This window comes from Telluria sp. LT2P80, assembly GCF_059685955.1.
The window spans coordinates 200,376-215,397 of record NZ_JCASIO010000003.1 but is presented as its reverse complement, the minus strand read 5'-3'; the positions used below and the strand labels follow the sequence as shown (position 1 = coordinate 215,397).

The 15,022-nt window shown below is 66.8% G+C and carries 11 protein-coding genes; 7 read left to right on the top strand and 4 right to left on the bottom strand.

What is annotated here, in order from left to right; translation table 11 throughout:
- Positions 1-46: 46 nt before the first annotated feature.
- The 4 genes from AC56LW_RS10235 (at position 47) to AC56LW_RS10220 (ending at position 5,220) form a co-directional block, all read left to right on the top strand.
- A complete protein-coding gene (locus AC56LW_RS10235) occupies positions 47-985 on the top strand; it encodes a LysR family transcriptional regulator (protein WP_499633980.1) in 939 nt (312 codons plus the stop codon).
- Between the two features lie 117 nt (positions 986-1,102).
- Positions 1,103-2,569 (top strand): efflux transporter outer membrane subunit, encoded by a 1,467-nt coding sequence (locus AC56LW_RS10230; RefSeq protein ID WP_499633978.1) that lies wholly within the window; start codon positions 1,103-1,105, stop codon positions 2,567-2,569.
- A gap of 18 nt (positions 2,570-2,587) precedes the next feature.
- Complete coding sequence (locus AC56LW_RS10225) at positions 2,588-3,757, top strand: HlyD family secretion protein (RefSeq protein ID WP_332531771.1); 1,170 nt, start codon at positions 2,588-2,590, stop codon at positions 3,755-3,757.
- On the top strand, positions 3,754-5,220 hold the full coding sequence (locus tag AC56LW_RS10220; RefSeq protein WP_499633976.1) for an MFS transporter: 1,467 nt from the start codon (positions 3,754-3,756) through the stop codon (positions 5,218-5,220). Before AC56LW_RS10225 ends, AC56LW_RS10220 begins: the two co-directional genes overlap by 4 nt.
- 31 nt (positions 5,221-5,251) lie before the next feature.
- On the opposite strand, the gene AC56LW_RS10215 is transcribed toward AC56LW_RS10220, so the two are convergent.
- The 3 genes from AC56LW_RS10215 to AC56LW_RS10205 all read right to left on the bottom strand — a co-directional run bounded on the left by AC56LW_RS10215 (position 5,252) and on the right by AC56LW_RS10205 (position 7,426).
- Positions 5,252-5,716, bottom strand: a complete 465-nt coding sequence (locus AC56LW_RS10215) for a hypothetical protein (protein ID WP_499453980.1) — start codon at positions 5,714-5,716, stop codon at positions 5,252-5,254.
- 115 nt (positions 5,717-5,831) lie between these two features.
- Entirely contained in the window at positions 5,832-6,362 is a 531-nt protein-coding gene (locus tag AC56LW_RS10210) for a cytochrome b (protein WP_499633974.1), read from the bottom strand.
- The gene (locus tag AC56LW_RS10205) at positions 6,359-7,426 is read right to left on the bottom strand and encodes a catalase family peroxidase (RefSeq protein WP_499633972.1); all 1,068 of its coding nucleotides are present in this window, start codon (positions 7,424-7,426) and stop codon (positions 6,359-6,361) included. The genes AC56LW_RS10210 and AC56LW_RS10205 overlap by 4 nt, the downstream gene beginning before the upstream one ends.
- A gap of 281 nt (positions 7,427-7,707) precedes the next feature.
- Here AC56LW_RS10205 and AC56LW_RS10200 point away from each other — a divergent pair, with 281 nt between their 5' ends.
- The 3 genes from AC56LW_RS10200 to AC56LW_RS10190 all read left to right on the top strand — a co-directional run bounded on the left by AC56LW_RS10200 (position 7,708) and on the right by AC56LW_RS10190 (position 13,183).
- Entirely contained in the window at positions 7,708-10,209 is a 2,502-nt protein-coding gene (locus AC56LW_RS10200) for a PAS domain-containing hybrid sensor histidine kinase/response regulator family protein (protein ID WP_499633970.1), read from the top strand.
- A 31-nt stretch (positions 10,210-10,240) separates the two neighbouring features.
- The gene (locus tag AC56LW_RS10195) at positions 10,241-11,686 is read left to right on the top strand and encodes an NAD-dependent succinate-semialdehyde dehydrogenase (protein ID WP_499633968.1); all 1,446 of its coding nucleotides are present in this window, start codon (positions 10,241-10,243) and stop codon (positions 11,684-11,686) included.
- A gap of 153 nt (positions 11,687-11,839) precedes the next feature.
- The gene (locus tag AC56LW_RS10190; RefSeq protein WP_499633966.1) at positions 11,840-13,183 is read left to right on the top strand and encodes an ATP-binding protein; all 1,344 of its coding nucleotides are present in this window, start codon (positions 11,840-11,842) and stop codon (positions 13,181-13,183) included.
- A gap of 333 nt (positions 13,184-13,516) precedes the next feature.
- Here AC56LW_RS10190 and AC56LW_RS10185 read toward each other — a convergent pair whose 3' ends face one another.
- Complete coding sequence (locus tag AC56LW_RS10185) at positions 13,517-15,019, bottom strand: tripartite tricarboxylate transporter permease (protein ID WP_332531780.1); 1,503 nt, start codon at positions 15,017-15,019, stop codon at positions 13,517-13,519.
- Between the last annotated feature and the right edge of the window lie 3 nt (positions 15,020-15,022).

The following is a 15,022-nucleotide window of genomic DNA, read 5'->3' as shown; positions in this document are numbered from 1 at the left end:
AGCCACGGGGAATCACGCCGCGCAGGCCCGGTGCTATGATGCGGCCGTGATTCCCGACCTGTCCCAGTTACTGATCCTCGACAGCCTGCTGCGCGAAGGCAGCCTTACCCGCACCGCCGAACTGCTCGGCATGAGCCAGCCCACGGTCAGCCGCGCGCTGGCCCGCTTGCGGTCCCACTTCGACGACCCGCTGTTCGTGCGCACCGGCCAGCGCATGGTCGCGACGACGCGCGCGCTGGAACTGGCTGGTCCGATCGTGGCCGTGCTCGACGCCGCACGCGAGCTGGGCAGCGGTCCCGCTGTCTTCGATCCGCTCACCGCGCACCGCTCATTCGGGCTGTACATGGTCGACGGCGCCGTCGTGAACATCCTGCCGCAGTTGCTGGCCGGGCTGGCCGGGCTGGCGGGCCTGGAAGATGGCGCCAGCGGCCTGCAACTGCGCAGCGTGCACATCGATCCCGGTGCGATCGAGGCGCAGCTCGAACGCGGTCACATCGACCTGGCCATCGGCCGCTTCCCGCAACTGGTCAACAATATTCGCCGGCGCAAGCTCTGGACCGACGAGTACGCGTGCGTGATGCGGGCCGGGCATCCGTGCGCCGGCAAGCTCGATCGCGATGCCTACCTGACGCACCGGCACGTGCTGATCGAGATGGAGCAGACGAGCCAGCACAACGGGGCCGTCACGCGCAAGCTCGAAGCGCTGCTCGCGCCGTCGCGCATCCTGTGTCACGTGCCCAGTTACACATCGGCGGCCCACATCGCGCTGCATACCGACGCCATCGCCACCATTCCGCTGCGCCTGGCCCGCCCGCTGGCGCGCGACCTGGGCCTCGTGCTCGCGCGCCTGCCGATCGATCTGCCACCCGTGCATCTGGCGCTGTACTGGCACGAGCGCAGTCATCGCGATCCTGCCAATGTGTGGCTGCGCGCGTTCGTGCGCTCCACGCTGACGGCGTCGGACCCGGCATCCGCAGACGCCTGAGGCAGCAGGTGCATGCAGGTCATGCAGAATCTGCATGACCTGCATGCACCTGGCGGCATGGCCGGCACGGGCGCCCCCGCGTAAGCTTCGGCCTTCCCGAAAAAGCCGAGGCACACCATGCTTCAACCCACACGCACGCCGTGCCGGGGCGCATGCCGCCTGGCCCTGGGCGCTGCGATCCTGTTACTGACTGGCTGCGTGTCAATGGGGCCGCAGCCCACGCCGGCGCGCCTGAATGTCGATGCGGCGGCGCATTCCACGCGCACGCTCTCTGCACAGGCGCTGTCGACATCTGCACCTGCATCTGCACCCTGGCCCGCGCAGGACTGGTGGCGCGTCTACGGCGACCCGCAGCTCGACCGCCTGGTCGACGGCGCGCGCGACGCCAGCCCCACGATTGCTGCCGCACTGGCGCGCGTGCGCCAGGCGGCCGCCCTTGAAGGCCTGGCGGCCGCAGCACTGGCGCCGCAGGCCAGCGCCACGGCGCATCCAGTGCGCCAGCGCTACAGCGACAACGGCAGCGTACCGAAACCGCTCGCAGGCAGCTGGCAGTGGGCGAACGACCTCGGGGTCAACCTCGGCTACGAACTGGATTTCTGGGGCAAGAACGCGGCCGGCGTGGCCGCCGCTGCCGGGCGTGTGAATGCACGCCAGGCCGAAGCGCAGGCAGCGCGCCTGGCCGTGGCCGGCGCCGTCGTGCAAGCCTATCTGCAGCTGGACCACCTGTACACGCGGCGCGACCTGGCCGAACAGGAACTGCGCCAGCGCACCCGCATCGCCGACCTGGTACGCCAGCGCGTGGCGGCGCAACTGGACAGCCAGGCAGAACTCCGGCAGGCCGAGATCGGCGTGCCGTCGGCGCGCGGCGAAATCGCGGCGCTCGACGAAGCGCTGGCCTTGACGCGCGGCCAGCTCGCGGCCCTGAGCGGGCAGGGACAGGATGCCGGTGCGACGATCGCGCGGCCACGCCTGGCGCCGGCCCGGCCACCAGGCGTACCGGCGGATATACCCGCCGCGCTGCTCGGGCGCAGGCCGGAGCTGGTGGCGCTGCGCTGGCAGGTCGAAGCGGCCAGCGGCGACATCGACGTCGCCCGGGCGCAGTTTTATCCAACCGTGAACCTGAGTGTCTCGGGTGGCCTGGCCAGCCTGGGCTTCGACCGGCTGGTGCAGGGTGGCAGCCGCACGGTTGCCGCCGGCCCGCTCGTGACGTTGCCGCTACTCGACGGGGGGCGCCTGCGGAGCAATCTGGCGGCGCGTAACGCCGACTACGATCTCGCCGTCGCGCAGTACAACGGCGCCGTGCTCGAAGCGCTGCGTGACGTGAGTGCGCAACTGACGTCGCTGCGCTGGCTGGGCGAACGCCGGCGCGAGCAGGACGCGGCGCTGGGCGCAGCCGAAGAAGCCTATGCGCTGGCCGAGCAGCGCTACCGCGCGGGCCTGGGCAACTTCGTGCAGGTCTTGATTGCCGAAACCCAGGTCGTCGCGCAGCGCCGTCGCCAGGCCGACCTCGCGGCCCGTGCCTACACGCTGGACGTGCATCTCGTGCGCGCCCTGGGTGGGGGCTTTCAGGCCGCCATCCATTGAGAACGCTGGAATCATCACATGACTGAACAAACGAATCACGCGCCGCAAAGCCGGCGCAAGCTGGCGCTTGGCCTTTGCGCCGCCGTGCTGGCCGCTGCCGCCGGCATTGCCTGGTCCTCGCCCGGGGTGCTGGGCATCGGCTGGAACAGCCAGCAGACCGAAGATGCCTACGTCGAGGGCAACCTGGTGCACGTCACGCCGCAGGTCGCGGGCACCGTCACGCGCATCGCGGCGGACAACACGGATTTCGTGCGGCCGGGCGAGGTGCTGGTCCAGCTCAATGACGTCGACGCCCGGCTGGCGCTGGACCGCGCCGAAGCGGCGCTGGCCAGATCGGCCCGTCAGGTACGTTCGCAACTGGCCGGCGTCGGGCAATTGCGTTCAACTGTCGTGCAGCGTGAGTCCGACCTGGCCAGGGCAGAGAGCGATCTGGCGCGCCGCCGTCAGCTGGCCGATACGGGCGCCGTCTCGGGCGAAGACATCCGTCATGCCGACGATGCCGTGGGCGCCGCCCGCGCTGCATTGAACGCGGCGCGCCAGCAGGTGGATGCGGCGCGGGCGCTGGTGGATGGCACGACGCTCGAGCAGCACCCGGATGTGCTGTCGTCGATTGCCGGCGTGCGCGATGCGTCACTGGGCCTGGCCCGCACGACGCTGGCCGCGCCGGTGGGCGGCATCGTCGCCCGGCGCAATGTGCAGATCGGCCAGCGCGTGGCGCAAGGCGCGCCGCTGATGGCGATCGTCCCGCTCGACCAGATGTGGGTCACGGCCAACCTGAAAGAGACGCAGCTGAAGGACGTGCGCATTGGCCAGCCGGTGGCCGTGACGTCGGACGTGTACGGCGCCGACGTCGTCTTTCACGGCCGCGTGGCCGGTCAGGAAGCCGGGACCGGCAGTGCGTTTGCCGCGGTGCCGGCGCAGAACGCGACCGGCAACTGGATCAAGGTCGTGCAGCGCGTGCCGGTGCGCATCGCGCTCGATGCGCAGGAGCTGGCACGCCATCCGCTGCGCCTCGGCCTGTCGATGAAGGTCGCAATCGATACCAGCCGCGCCGATGGTCCGAGCCTGATGCAGGCCGGTGCGGTGCGTCATTCGTACGAGACGGTCGTGTTCGAGACAGAATCGCACGGCGCCGACGCAGCGATCCGCCGCGCGCTTGGCGCACCAGCGGCCGTGGTGGCGCGTTGAACGCAATCGCCGGCAGCCCGACGCCGCGCCCGGCGCTGCTGGGCGCCATCTTCGTGTTCAACCTGATCGAATTTCTGTCGACGGGGATGACGGTGCTGGCTGCGCCCGCGATCATGGGCCACATCGGCGCCTCGCCCGAAGAGTACGCAACCATCTCGGCGCTGTACGCCGCGGTGGCGGTGCTGGCGATTTCTCAGATGACCGTGCTGCTGCAGCGCCTCGGCTGGCGCACTTACCTGCTGGGCGCCGTGCTGTTCTACCTGCTCGGCGCGTGGGTGTGCGCCACGGGCGCCAGCGTGGCCGGCTTTGCCGGCGGCCGCCTGCTGATGGCGCTGGGCGGCGGCGTGTTCATGACGGTCTCGCGCATGATGGTCAACCTGATCCCGCCATCGCCACAGCGCCTGCAGGGCATTGCCGCGTATGGCGCCGCGTTGTCGGGCGGGCTGGCGCTCGGGCCCTGGGTGGCCGCGAAGATGCTGGGCCACGAGGCGTGGGGCGGGATGTTCCTGGTGCTGGCCGCGCTGGCGACGCTCGGCGCGCTGATCGCCGCGCGCTGGATACCGCAGGACGCCGTGACGCTCGATCGCGCCTCAGGCGGGTCGCCGTCGCGCATGCATGCCATCGACGCGATGCTGCTGGCGGCCGGCGCGGCCATCACGCTGTACGCGTTGCAGCACCTGACGTATGACTGGCATGGCGAACGCGGATCCCTGCTGGCGCACCTGGTGCTGGGGCTCGCGCTGCTGGCCGCGTTCGGGTTGCTGCATGCGCGCCGCAGTGCGCCGTTCCTGCACCTGGCCGTGCTGCGCAGCCCGCGCTATCGGCTGGGCCTCGTCATCTTCAGCGTCTGTTACGCGATGCTCGGCATGGTCAATACGTTGCTGCCGCAGGTGGTGCAAAAAGGCCTTGGTGTCGGACTGGAGCAGGCCGGCGAACTGCAGGGGACGGGGTTGCTGGCCACGGTCATCGCGTTCTTCGTGATGCTCGAACTGGTCAAGCGGCGCCCGCATCCGACCAAGTTTTTCGTTACCGGCTTTCTGATGCTGGCCTTGCTCGGCTGGCGCTTCGCGACGCTCGACCCGCGCGCCTATGCGTGGGACGCGGTGATCTTCTGGCTCGGCCTGTTCGGTGGCTTTCTGACGCTGGGGATGGCGACGACGGCGATCCACGCGTTCAAGGAGCTGCAGGCGGACAATGTGGTGTTTTCGAATGCCCAGCAACTGAAGAACATGCTGGGGCAGGCAGGCCTTGCGCTGGGCGTGGGCATGACCAATATCGGGCTGCAGGAGCGCACGGCGCTGCATGCGTCGCGCCTGGCCGAGAAATCATCAAGGCTGTCCGACGGCGGGGCCGAGCTGGCACGGCAAGCCGGCCTGCTGGCAGGTCAGGACCTGTTCTGGATCGTGATGTGGGTTGGGTTGGGTGGCGCGGCGCTGCTGGTGTTGCAGCGCCGCTTCGACTGAAGACGCAGGACGTATTCTGCGTCCAGTCGGATCAACGGCGGCGCGAAGGACCGGTCAAACGGTCGGCCAGGACGGCGGTGACGACGGCTTGCAGCACGTGGATCGCCCAGCGCTCACCGGCCTTGCGCGGACCGGCCGCCACTTCACCTTCCGTGATGCCCAGGACCGGCGCGATGGCGCCGATGTTCACGGCATACAGCGCCGTGCCGTACAGCGTGCCGATGGCGGCCGGCGACAGGCTTGGTGCCAGTTCGCGCAGCTTCGGGACGGCGGCGGCAAATGCGGCCGACGCGCCCAGGTGGTTGACGAATTCCACGGCGCTGGTGCCGGCGTCGCCGATGACGGCGCGCGAGCCCGTCACATCATCGATCCAGTCGACCGCATCCCGGTCGAGCGTTTTGGTAAGCACACCGGACTTGCGGCCTGCGACCATGACGGCCGTCGTGACCACGCCTGCGATCAAGCCACCCACGATGGCTGCTGTGTATTTTTGCATGAACGTCTCGCTTGAAAAGTGAATCCGCAGCGGGGCGCCCGTGCGCCTGCTGCAGATGGAGTCAATACGATACGTGGCCGGATGCGCTGGCTCGGTGCGGTGCTGCACCGATAACTCAGTCGCCCTTGGCCATCTGCCCGAACACTTCGTCACGCCGGACCCACGCGTGGTAGAGCGCCGCGCCCAGGTGCGCCAGGATCGTGAAGAACAGCACGTACGCCAGCACGCCGTGCAGCGGCCGCAGGAAGCCATACATCGCGGGGCTATGCGGCAGGATTGCCGGCAGGTTCACGCCGTCGAACAGCACGGTCGGATAGCCGCCGGCCGACAGCATGGCCCAGCCGATCAGCGGCATGGCCAGCATCAGCGCGTACAGCGCCCAGTGCGACGCGGTGGCCGCCCACACCTGGATACGCGGCAGATCGGCCGGCAACGGCGGTGGTGCGTTCAGCAGGCGATTCACGAGGCGCACGATGGCCAGCAGCAGGATTGCCAGGCCGAGGGGCCGGTGCAGGTCGAGCAAAAATTCACGGTGGCGCAGCGACACCACCATGGCGGCGCCGACGAACAGCATCGCCAGGATGGCGACGGCCATCGACCAATGGAGTACGCGGGCGAGCAGGTTGAAGTGGCGTGGACGGTTCATCGTACGCTCCCGGTGTGAACGTTGCCCGAGCTGATTTCACGCTCGCGGCGGTTGAACGAAACGGAATAGACCGAGGAACGTGCGTGCAGCACCGGATCGTCAGTGCCTGCAATCCCCTTCGGCAGGATCAGCGGATCGAAGTTCAGATCGAGGCATGGGCCGGCGACTTGCGGTTCGGCGCGCACCAGCGTCAGCGTGCCGGCGATGGTCTCGGGCCGCGTATCGGGCCAGGCTTTGGATGGGTCTTCGATCGGATCGCCCGGTTCGGCAAACTGCATCACCATGTCCCACTTCAGCGGGCCGGTCGCCAGGCGGCGATCAAGGTCCGCCGCCAGGAAATCGCGGTCGGCGGTCTTCAGTTGCTCGGGGTCGGCCGCCACGAACGGCGTGTGCGGGCGCATCGACCAGCGCACGGCGCGCGTCGCGCCGGCAGCATTGGTCAGGCGAAACGCGTTGACGCCGTTAAAGCGCGTGTTGGCCAGGCTGTCGGGCGTCGGCGCACTCTTGGACCATGCCATGAACTTCTTGATTTCCGGATGGGCGGCCAGTACGGCGTCCATCCTGGCCGGATCCGGTTTGCCGGTCGCCGGATCGGGCAGGCGGGCGGCGTTCAGGGCCTGGAAGGCTTCCGGGGTGGACGCGGCAAAAAACGGGAAGCTGTTCATCGCCATGCGCCATTCCTGGCCGTCGTCTGTTTTCAGCTGCAGCGCCATGCCGCGCACGGCCGCCTTGTTGTCGGGCGAATGCGGATCGTTGCCAGGGCTGGAAAAGCGGCCGAGGACGGGTGTCGACGGCTGCGAAAACACGCGCGCCGTGGACAGCTGCGCGGCGGCAGGCGTTGGTGCAAAGGTGCCGACGATGCAGATGCCCTTGGCATGCGCACGGCGCACGCCCGGTTGCTGCTTGCCGGAGGCTTCGGCGGTATTGACCATCGTTTGGGGCGTGACGTTCTTGTTGCCGAACCAGCCGCCAATCCAGGCGAAGAGAACGGCCAGCGCGATGATGATGAGCGCGATCGGGAGCAATAACAGCGGGGAACCGTGGCGTGGCTTGGGCGGTGACATGGGCGGCACTCTCTTGAAAGGGTCTTGGTACATACAGCCGGAAAATTCGGTGGCGAATTGTCGCATGATTAACAAATTGATGCGTGCCGTCCCTTGCGGCGTCGTTGCGTCGGCGATACTGCTGAGAGTAACTGTCCAACGCGCACGGCTAAATTGTGCAAGAATTCTGGAGGTCTTTGATGTCGCTTCACACTACATATTTACATGCGCCAACGTAATCACACGCTTGTCAACCGTCGTCCGATCCCCGTCATCGTGTCACGTGTCACTGAGGAAGGGGCGTGAGCGCGGCGCATGCCGACCTTGCGGCATTCGACTGGAGCGGGACCCCACTGGGTGCACGCGCAGCGTGGCCCGCGGAACTTGAAGCCGTCTTCGGCTTGATGCTGGCAACGCCGGTGGCGATGTGCGCCACTTGGGGCCCCGAGCAGACGTTGCTGTACAACGCGGCGTACGTGCCGTTTCTCGGCAAACGCCATCCGGACGCCCTGGGGCGACCACTGCCCGAGGTCTGGTCGGAAATATGGGACGACATCGGTCCGCTGGTGGCGCGCGTGATGGCTGGTGAAGCGGTGAGTTTTACCGATTTGCCGCTGGTCATGACGCGCAGCGGCTACGAGGAAGAAACCTGGTGGTCGTTTGCGTACAGCCCGCTACGCAGCGAAGGCCACATCGCTGGCCTTCTCAATATCGCGACCGAAACGACGGCCGGCGTCATTGCCGCCAGAGAGCGCGATGCTGCGCAGACCCAGCTCATCAAACGCAATATCGCGCTGGAGCAGGAGATTGTGGCGCGCAGGGAAGCGGCCAGCCGGCTTGCCACCGTCATCGAGCACCTGCCAGTGGGTATCTGCCTGTTCGACATGGATGGGCAAGCTATCCTGAACAACCCCGTGTTCCGCACTTTTGTCCCCGATTTCTCGCCAGCGCATGGCCTGCAGCGCGCCTGGGAACACTGGCGCGGGTTCGACGCGCAGGGCCGCTTGCTGGCGCCCGACGACTATCCGAGTGCGCGCGCATTGCGGGGCGAACTCGTCACGCCGGGCGACGAATTTCTGCGGCGTGCAGCGGACGGCACGGAAACCTGGGTCGCCGTCAGCGCCGTGCCGCTGATCGACAGCGCCGGCGCGCAGGCCGGCATCATCCTGGTATTCGACGACATCGACCAGCGCAAGCGGATACTGCTCGATCTCGAGCGCCAGGTGGCGGAGCGGGCGCAGGATCGCAATGCGCTGTGGACGCTGTCGTCGGACATCATGCTGCGCTGTACGTTCGACGGGGTGATCACGGCGTCCAATCCGGCCTGGTCGTCCGTGCTGGGCTGGCGCGAGCACGAGTTGGTCGGCTCGAATCTGTTCGACCTGATTCATCCGGACGATATCGCGCATACGATTGCCGGTGCGCGGGAATTGTCGGAAGGGATCGGCCATCAACGGTTCGACAACCGCTACCGCCATCGGGATGGAAGTTATCGCTGGATCTCGTGGTCGACGCGTGCACATGACGCGATGATCAACGCGGTGGGCCGCGACATCACGCGCGACCAGGAGCAGCTGGCCGAACTGGAAGCGATGCAGAACGCCCTGCGCCAGAGCCAGAAAATGGAAGCGGTGGGCCAGCTGACCGGCGGCCTGGCGCACGATTTCAACAATCTGCTGGCCGGTATTTCCGGCGCGCTGCAGCTGATGCAGATGCGCATGCAGCAGGGGCGCTACAACGAGTTCGACCGCTATATTGCGACGGCGCTGGGCGCGTCCAAGCGGGCTGCGGCCCTGACCCATCGCCTGCTGGCGTTCTCGCGCCAGCAAACCTTGATGCCCAAGCCGACGAACGTGAACCGGCTCGTCACCGATATGCAGGAGCTGGTCCAGCGCACGGTGGGCCCTGCCGTGCGGATCGAGGTGGTGTGCGTTGCCGATGCCTGGCCGGCGCTGGTCGATGCGTCGCAGCTCGAGAACGCGCTGCTGAACCTGTGCATCAATGCGCGCGACGCCATGCCCGATGGCGGCGCCATCACGGTCGAAACGGCCAACAAGTGGATCGACGAGCGCGTCGCGCGCCAGCAGAACATGGCGCAGGGCCAGTACCTGGCCTTGTCGGTCAGCGATACCGGTGTCGGCATGGCGCCGGACGTGGTGGCGCGCGCGTTCGAGCCTTTCTTCACGACCAAGCCGATCGGCCAGGGCACGGGCCTCGGGCTGTCGATGATCTATGGGTTCGCCCAGCAGTCGGGCGGCCAGGTTCGCATCTATTCCGAAGTGGGGCAGGGCACGACCGTGAGCATCTATCTGCCGCGGCACTACGGCGCTGGCGCTGCTGATTTGGAACCAGATGTCGCGGCGCCCACCGCGCTGACGCAGTCGGAGCAGGTGGCCACGGTGCTGGTCGTCGACGATGAACCGACCGTGCGCATGCTGGTCATCGACATCCTGCAGGATCTCGGTTTTGGCTGGATCGAAGCGGCCGACAGCGCGACGGGTCTCAAGATGCTGCAATCGGATGCGCGGATCGACCTGCTGGTCACGGACGTTGGGCTACCTGGCGGCATGAACGGACGCCAGATGGCCGATGCGGGACGCTCGGTGCGGCCCGGGCTGCAGGTCTTGTTCATCACCGGCTACGCGGAAAATGCGGTGCTGAACAACGGCTACCTCGATCCGGGGATGGCGGTGCTCACCAAGCCGTTTTCGATGGAAGCGATGGCCGCGCGCATCCGTTCGATGGCCGAGGCGGGCGCCGTCGAAGCGGTGGGGTCCTCTGCAGGGAGTCGCCATCCACGGTAAGATTGTCGTCCTTACCACAGGACCACTTACCATGACGACTTCCAGCTACCCCGATACCCGTCTCCTCATCGCCAACGAATGGCACGACGCCAGCGGCGGCAAGACCATCCCCGTGATCAATCCGGCCACCGGCCAGCCGATCGGCAAGGTCGCCCATGCCAGCATCGCCGACCTCGATCGCGCGCTGGCCGCTGCCCAGAAAGGCTTCGAGACCTGGCGCGCCGTGCCCGCTGCCGAACGCGCCGCGATCATGCGCCGCGCCGCGACGCTGCTGCGCGAGCGCGCCGGCGACATCGCGCGCCTGCTGACGCAGGAGCAGGGTAAACCGCTGGCCGAAGCCAAGGGCGAGGCCCTGGCCGGCGCCGAGATCATCGACTGGTTCGCCGCCGAGGGCATGCGCGTGTATGGCCGCATCGTCCCGTCGCGCAATCCGGCCGCGCAGCAGCTCGTGCTGAAAGAGCCGGTCGGCCCGGTCGCCGCGTTCACACCCTGGAACTTCCCGATCAACCAGATCGTGCGCAAGCTCGCTGCAGCGCTCACGACCGGCTGCTCGTTCCTGTGCAAGGCGCCGGAAGAAACCCCGGCTTCGCCAGCGGCGCTGCTGCAATGCTTCGTCGATGCCGGCCTGCCGCCGGGCGTCGTCGGGCTGGTGTTTGGCGACCCTGCCGAGATTTCGGGTTACCTGATTCCGAGCCCGATCATCCGCAAGGTGACGTTCACCGGCTCGACGCCAGTGGGCAAGCAGCTGGCCGCGCTGGCCGGCGCGCACATGAAGCGCGCGACGATGGAGCTGGGTGGCCATGCGCCGGTCATCATCGCCGAGGATGCCGACGTGGCGCTGGCCGTCAAGGCGGCGGGCGCAGCCAAGTTCCGCAATGCCGGTCAGGTCTGCATTTCGCCGACCCGCTTCCTCGTGCACAACGCGGTCAAGGCCGAGTTTACGCGCGCGCTCGTGCAGCACGCCGAGAGCCTGAAGCTCGGCGACGGCATGGCCGATGGCACGACGCTCGGGCCCCTGGCCAACGCGCGCCGCCTGGATGCGATGGCCAAGGTGGTCGACGATGCGCGGGCCCGCGGTGCCACCGTGGCAACGGGTGGTGAACGCGTGGGCAGCAGCGGCAACTTCTTTGCACCGACGATCCTGGCCGACGTGCCACTCGACGCCAGCATGTTCAACGACGAGCCATTCGGCCCGATCGCCGGCATCCGCGGTTTCGACAGCCTGGAAGACATGATCGCGGAAGCCAATCGCCTGCCGTACGGCCTGGCGGGTTACGCATTCACGCGCTCGATCAAGAACGCGCAGTTGCTGATGAACCGCGTCGAAGTGGGCATGTTGTGGATCAACCAGCCCGCCACGCCAAGCGCCGAGCTGCCATTTGGCGGCATCAAGGATTCGGGCTACGGCTCGGAAGGCGGACCGGAAGCGCTGGAATCGTATCTCAATACGAAGGCCGTCTCGATGGTGGGCGTGTAATTGGCAGTGTCGCGCTGCGGCGGGATCGGGTGTAACAATTTGTAGGATAATGCGCCGTCGTGGCGGGGTATAATTCTGCCCGCCACCGGCCTCTGCACTCTTCAGATGCCACTTATCTCTGTAGAGTGACACCATGATCTTTCCCCAGCGCGCATGACGCAGGCCATCCTGACGCTCAATGTCGATACAGAATTCGACGTGATCGCCGCGCGCCAGCGTGCGCGCCAGATCGCGGGCGCCTGCGGGTTCGGTTCCGTCGATCAGGCCCGTATCGGCACGGTCGTGTCCGAGCTGGCGCGCAATATCTTCAACTATGCCGGCGCCGGTTCGGTCTCGTTCGTGGCCGAAGGCGCGGTGGCGCCGCAGCATCTTTCCATCACGTTCGCCGATCGCGGGCCGGGAATTGCCGATGTCGGGCACGTCCTGTCCGGCGCGTACCGCTCGACGTCGGGCATGGGCGTCGGCATCCTGTCGGCGCGCCGGTTGATGGACCAGTTCGACATCGCCAGCGGACCGGCGGGCACCCGCATCACGGTCGGCAAGCGCTTTCCGGCCAACGCCGGCTTCATTAGCGCTGGCGGGTTCGGCCCGCTGGTCGCGCAATTCGAGACGCTGCCCAATCACGCGGCCTTGTCGGAAGCGCGGCACCAGAACCGTGAATTGGCCGACGCGCTCGGCGCGCTGCAGGCGCGGCAGGAAGAACTGCAACTCGTCTCGACCCGCCTCGAAGAGCGCAATCGCAATATCGAAGCCTTGAATGACCTGCTGGACGACAAGGCTGCCGCGCTTCAGAAAGCCGATCGCAGCAAGGACGAATTTCTCGCCACGCTGAGCCACGAATTGCGCGGGCCGCTGTCGGCCGCCGCCATGGCGGCAAGCATGCTTCTGCCCGAGGGCGTCACGTCGCAGCGCGCCAACCAGATGGGTGAACTGATCCGGCGCCAGGTCACGCACATGAGCCGGCTCGTCGAGGATCTGCTGGACGTTTCGCGCGTGAGCCGCGGCCTGGTGCAACTGGAAAAGACGCCGGTGGAGCTGGCGGACGTGATCGCCGCCGCGCTCGAGCAGGTGCAGTCGGCCGCAAACCAGAAACGGCACTGCATCGAGCAGGCAGCGGGCGTACCCAGCCTGCTGGTGCTGGGCGACCGCACCCGCCTGATCCAGGTGGTGAGCAATCTGCTGACCAACGCGATCCGCTACACGGACAGCGGCGGCATCATCCACGTCGCTCTCGAAAAACAGGGCAGGATGGCAGCGCTGCGGGTCACCGACAACGGCATGGGCATCGCGCCCGACCTGATGCCGCGCCTGTTCGACCTCTACGTCCAGGCCGAACGTTCAGCCGACCGCACGGGCGGCGGCCTGGGCCTTGGCCTCGCCCTCGTCAAGAACCTGGTCGAAGCCCACGACGGCACCGTCACCGCCCACAGCCCCGGCGACGGCCAGGGCAGCACCTTCACCGTCCTCCTCCCCCTGCACACCGAACGCCGCGAATAACCGTACCGCATCGCCACAGCTCAGCACGAAGACTCAATTAGGGTCAGAGTCGAATTATTGAGCAATAAACTTCCCTCCATGGTCCGTTTGCAATGCCGTCAGGCAGCATTCCGCGCAGCCATTGCTTTCCAATTGGGGTCAGAGTCGAATTGTTTGACAACATTGAGGAATTGCCCAATAAGTCGACTCTGACCCTAATTGTTCAGTATCTGGTGACGGGGGGCGGGGGCGGGGGTGAAGCGTGCTCTCGCGCGTAAACGGCAACCGCCCGGCGCCGGCCTGGGGCCGGCGCCGGGCGGCGCGGGTGGTGCGGGTTGACGTTGGCCTGGGGCCTTAGTCTTCCTGGAAGGCCTCTTCGCGTTTCTTGCGCAGCGATGGCAGCAGCACGACGATCATTGCGGCGGCGGCCAGGCCCAGCATGACGCCCGAGATCGGACGCTCGATGAATACCATCGGATCGGCGCGCGAGAGCAGCAGGGCGCGGCGCAGGTATTCTTCCATCATCGGGCCGATGATGAAGCCGAGCAGCATCGGCGCGGGCTCCAGTTCGAGCTTGGCGCACAGGTAGCCGAGCAGACCGAACAGCGCCATCAGATAGACGTCGAAGGTGCTGTTGTTCAAGCTGAACACGCCGATCGCGCAGAACATCAGGATGGCCGGATACAGCATCTGGTAAGGCACCATGATCATGCGCACCCAGATACCGATCATCGGCAGGTTCAGCACGACGAGGAACAGGTTACCGACCCACATCGAGACGATCAGGCCCCAGAACAGGCCCGGCTGCTCAGTCATGACGGCTGGACCAGGCTGAATACCCTGGATGATCATCGCGCCGATCATCAGCGCCATCACTGGGTTCGACGGAATGCCCAGCGTCAGCATCGGGATGAACGAGGTCTGCGCGCCGGCATTGTTGGCCGCTTCCGGCGCCGCAACACCTTCGATGGCGCCCTTGCCGAAGTTGGCCGAGTTCTTCGACACTTTCTTCTCGAGCGAGTAGGACGCGAACGAGGCCAGCATTGCGCCGCCGCCCGGCAGGATACCCAGCAGCGAGCCCAGGCCCGTGCCGCGGATGACCGGCCACATGATGCGCTTGAAGTCTTCCTTGTTGAGCATCAGTCCGGTGACTTTCTTCATCACCAGATTACGGTCTTCGTTGTGCTCGAGATTGCGGATGATTTCGCCGATACCGAACATGCCCATCGCGACAATGACGAAGTTGATGCCGTCAGCCAGCTCCGGCATGTCGAAGGTGTAGCGCGCCGAACCCGAGTTGACGTCGGTACCGACCACGCCCAGCAGCAGGCCGAGCAGCACCATGCCGATGGCCTTGAGCAGCGAGCCGCTGGCCAGCACGACCGACGCGACCAGGCCCAGCACCATCAGCGAGAAGTATTCGGCCGGGCCGAATTCGAGAGCCAGATCGGCCAGTGGCGGCGCGGCCAGGGCCAGCAGGACCGTGGCAACGGTACCGGCGAAGAACGACGAGATCGCCGCAGTGGCCAGCGCCTTGCCGGCCTGGCCGTTGCGGGCCATCTGGTAGCCGTCCAGTGCCGTCACCACCGACGAGGATTCGCCAGGCAGATTGACCAGGATGGCGGTGGTCGAGCCACCGTATTGCGCGCCGTAGTAGATACCGGCCAGCATGATCAGCGCCGATTCTGGTGGCAGGCCGAACGTGGCCGGCAGCAGCATCGCGATGGTGGCGATCGGGCCAAGGCCCGGCAGAACGCCCACTGCGGTGCCGACAAACACGCCGACCAGGCAGTAGAACAGGTTTTGCATGGACAGGGCCGTCTCGAGGCCCAGTGCGAGGTTACTGAAAATTTCCATATG

Bases quoted from the DNA above. Each gene is read 5' to 3' on its own strand.
- AC56LW_RS10230 (WP_499633978.1), top strand. From the start codon at position 1,103: ATGCTTCAACCCACACGCACGCCGTGCCGGGGCGCATGCCGCCTGGCC.
- AC56LW_RS10225 (WP_332531771.1), top strand. From the start codon at position 2,588: ATGACTGAACAAACGAATCACGCGCCGCAAAGCCGGCGCAAGCTGGCG.
- AC56LW_RS10215 (WP_499453980.1), bottom strand. From the start codon at position 5,716: ATGCAAAAATACACAGCAGCCATCGTGGGTGGCTTGATCGCAGGCGTG.
- AC56LW_RS10210 (WP_499633974.1), bottom strand. From the start codon at position 6,362: ATGAACCGTCCACGCCACTTCAACCTGCTCGCCCGCGTACTCCATTGG.
- AC56LW_RS10205 (WP_499633972.1), bottom strand. From the start codon at position 7,426: ATGTCACCGCCCAAGCCACGCCACGGTTCCCCGCTGTTATTGCTCCCG.
- AC56LW_RS10195 (WP_499633968.1), top strand. From the start codon at position 10,241: ATGACGACTTCCAGCTACCCCGATACCCGTCTCCTCATCGCCAACGAA.
- AC56LW_RS10190 (WP_499633966.1), top strand. From the start codon at position 11,840: ATGACGCAGGCCATCCTGACGCTCAATGTCGATACAGAATTCGACGTG.
- AC56LW_RS10185 (WP_332531780.1), bottom strand. From the start codon at position 15,019: ATGGAAATTTTCAGTAACCTCGCACTGGGCCTCGAGACGGCCCTGTCC.